The sequence below is a fragment of the Achromobacter aegrifaciens genome (assembly GCF_902859965.1).
GTDB classification, from domain to species: domain Bacteria; phylum Pseudomonadota; class Gammaproteobacteria; order Burkholderiales; family Burkholderiaceae_B; genus Achromobacter; species Achromobacter aegrifaciens.
Genome location: NZ_CADIKO010000011.1, coordinates 1 through 3024, shown reverse-complemented (window position 1 = coordinate 3024; position 3024 = coordinate 1). Strand labels below are relative to the sequence as shown.

2 protein-coding genes are annotated in these 3024 nt (G+C 60.2%); both read right to left on the bottom strand.

Going from position 1 to position 3024, the window contains the following annotated elements:
* Window positions 1-2727, bottom strand: a 2727-nt coding sequence (locus HV793_RS30950) for an amino acid adenylation domain-containing protein (protein WP_175214474.1), incomplete at its 3' end; no start/stop codon positions are given.
* Window positions 2727-3024 (bottom strand): phosphopantetheine-binding protein (locus HV793_RS30945; RefSeq protein ID WP_175214473.1); only part of this gene is annotated, 298 nt, incomplete at its 5' end. The genes HV793_RS30950 and HV793_RS30945, both read right to left, overlap by 1 nt.

The window sequence follows — 3024 nt, the reverse complement described above, 5'->3', positions numbered from 1 at the left end:
ATGATCGATCCGTCCCAGGTACTCCAGCTGGCCCTCGGCGTTCCAGCGCACCAGATCGCCAGTGCGGTAAAGCCGGCCGCCAGCCTCGCCGAACGGGTCCGCCACGAAGCGTTCAGCACTCAACCCGCTGCTGCCCAGATAGCCTCGAGCCAAGCCGACTCCGCCCAAGTACAACTCGGCCGTCACGCCAGCCGGGGCTAGGCCCAAGCCGTCGTCAAGCACATAGGTCTGGATGCCGCTGATCGGCTGCCCGATAGGCACGTGGCCGCGTCCGTCATCGCGGCAAGCCCAGTGAGTGACATCAATGGCAGCTTCGGTCGGACCATAGAGGTTATAAAGCGCAGCTTGCGGCAAACGCTTGAATACGCCATTCTGCGCTTCAACTGGTAGCGCCTCGCCGCTGCAAATAATGCGTGTAAGGCTGGCGCAGGCCTCAATGCCTTCATGCGCCAGGAACGCTTGCAGCATCGACGGCACGAAGTGCAGCGTGCTGACGTTGTGCTGGAGGATCAGTTCGACCAGGCGCGCCGGATCGCGATGATCGCCTGGCTTGGCGACCACCAGCCGCGCGCCCGTCATCAGCGGCCAGAAGAACTCCCACACCGACACATCAAAGCTGAAGGGTGTCTTCTGCAAGACCGTGTCCGATGCAGACAACCCATACGCCTGCTGCATCCAGTGCAACCGGTTCAGGAGTGAGCCGTGCCGGTTCGCGGCGCCTTTTGGACGTCCCGTGGATCCCGACGTATAGATCACATACGCGAGGTTCTCTCCATGCACATCGATCCGCGGATCATGTGCGGGCTCGTCTCCCACGTCCAGCCCGTCCAGATTCAGAATTTCCAACCCCTCAAACGCCGGCAACAGATCCCTTACCGCACGCTGCGTCAGCAGCAGCCTGATTCCACTGTCGTCCACCATGTAGGCCAGCCGCTCCGTCGGGTACTCTGGATCTAGCGGCACATAGGCACCGCCCGCCTTCAGGATCGCCAGCAGTCCCACCACCATCTCGATGGAACGCTCCACCGCGATTCCAACCTTCACCTCCAGCCCTACCCCCACTTTGATCAGACGATGCGCCAGGCGGTTAGCCCGCGCATTGAGCTCCACATAACTGAGCGACTCGTCGCCGAACACCAGAGCCGCCGCCGCCGGATGCTCCTGCACCCGCTGCTCGATCAGCCGATGCACCAATTCCGTCTCAGGGTAACGACACTCGTTCACCCCCCAGGCCCGAATCTGTTGCTGCTCCGCTTCCGCCAACAACTCCACATCACCCACCGCTTGTTCGGGCCGCTGCGCCAGAGCCTGCAACACCGCCACGTAATGCTGTGCCATACGCCCTATCGTTGACGCCTCGAACAACTCCTTGGCGTAGCTAAAACTCACCCGCACCAGACCTTCGGCATCTTCGTCCAAATCCACAGTCAACTCGAACTGTGCGCCTTGTTCGCCCAGGGCATACTCCTCCAACGTAACCCCCGGCAATTGTTGCAGCGTCCGAGGGCCCGTGCGCTGATGATTGACCAGCACCTGAAACAACGGATTGATGCCCGGATTGCGCTGCGGTTGCAACGCTTCGACCAGTTGTTCGAAGGGAAGGTCCTGGTGGGTCTGCGCCCCGAGCGCCGCCTCCTTGGCCTGTTTGAGCACATCTCCCAGGCTCTGACGTCCGTGAATCAAATTGCGCAAAATCTGCGTATTGACAAAAAGGCCCACCACGCCTTCGGTCTCTTCCCGATGGCGATTTGCAATAGGCACCCCAACCCGAATATCCTCCTGGCCGCTGTAGCGATAGAGCATTATTTGAACCCCCGCCAGCAGCGCCATGAACAACGTCGCTCCTTCAGCCTGCGCCCGTCTACGCAGCCCATGCGTCAGTTCGCTTGTCAGCACGACGCGATGGCGCCCCGCGCCATAGACTCCGTCTGTCCGGCGGGGATGATCAGTGGGCAATTGCAACACCGGATTCGCGTCGCCCAGCTGCGCCTTCCAATACGCCAACTGCCGATCATTCTCGCCAGCCTCCAGCCAGTTTCGTTGCCAGACCGCGTAGTCTGCGTACTGAATCGGCAAGGTCGCCTGTCTTGAATCCTGACCTAGCACCTGAGAGCAATACTGCGCCACGAACTCGTCGACAATGATCTGCATCGACCATCCATCCGAGACGATGTGATGCATTACCACCACCAATACATGTTCGTCCGTCGCTTCCTTGATCAAGCCCACTCGCAACAACGGCCCCGTCCTCAGATCAAACGGGGTCTGGTGTAGACCGGCCGCGCCGTCTCTCAACTTACTCCCGCGCTCCTCGGCAGCCAACGCGCTCAGATCAAGCTCTTCTATCCGCACGTGGCCATCCGCCTGGACTACCTGCTCGACCCGTCCGTCCTCCCTCGCCCGAAAAACCGTGCGCAACGATTCGTGCCTCTCAACCAATGCGTCAAAGCTTGCCTTGAGCGCTTGCATGTCCAAGCAGCCCCTGAGCTTCAGCGCGCCACTGATGTGATACGCCGTGCCTAGTGGATCCAGCTGCCAGAGAAACCACTGGCGCGTCTGAGCATAGGAAGACGGGCAGCGGGAATGATCCAAGCTATTTCGGGTGACAATCGGGAAGTGTCCAACGTCCAAACCCTCCGACCTGATCTTTCGATAGATCGCCTTACGCTGATCAAGCCCAAGTCGGGCGAAACGCTCTGCGATACGATGACTCGCCAAACTATCCATTACGCGGTTTCCAGGTCGTCAATGAACGAATCAATTTCCGATAGCGACTGACTGCTCGCCGTTATGAGCCTCCCGGCTCCGACTAAGACGCTCATCTCCAGCAAGCTGGGGTTAGCAAAGAAATCTCGAATGGCCATGTCCTTCTGCATCCGAGACTGAACTCGAGCGACCACTTGCAGTGCTAGCAACGAATGCCCCCCCAACTCGAAGAAGTTGTCGTGGCGGCCCACGCGCTCGACGCCCAGGACTTCCGCCCAGATCGCCGCCAGCGCTTCTTCCACCTCGCCCAGCGGCGCC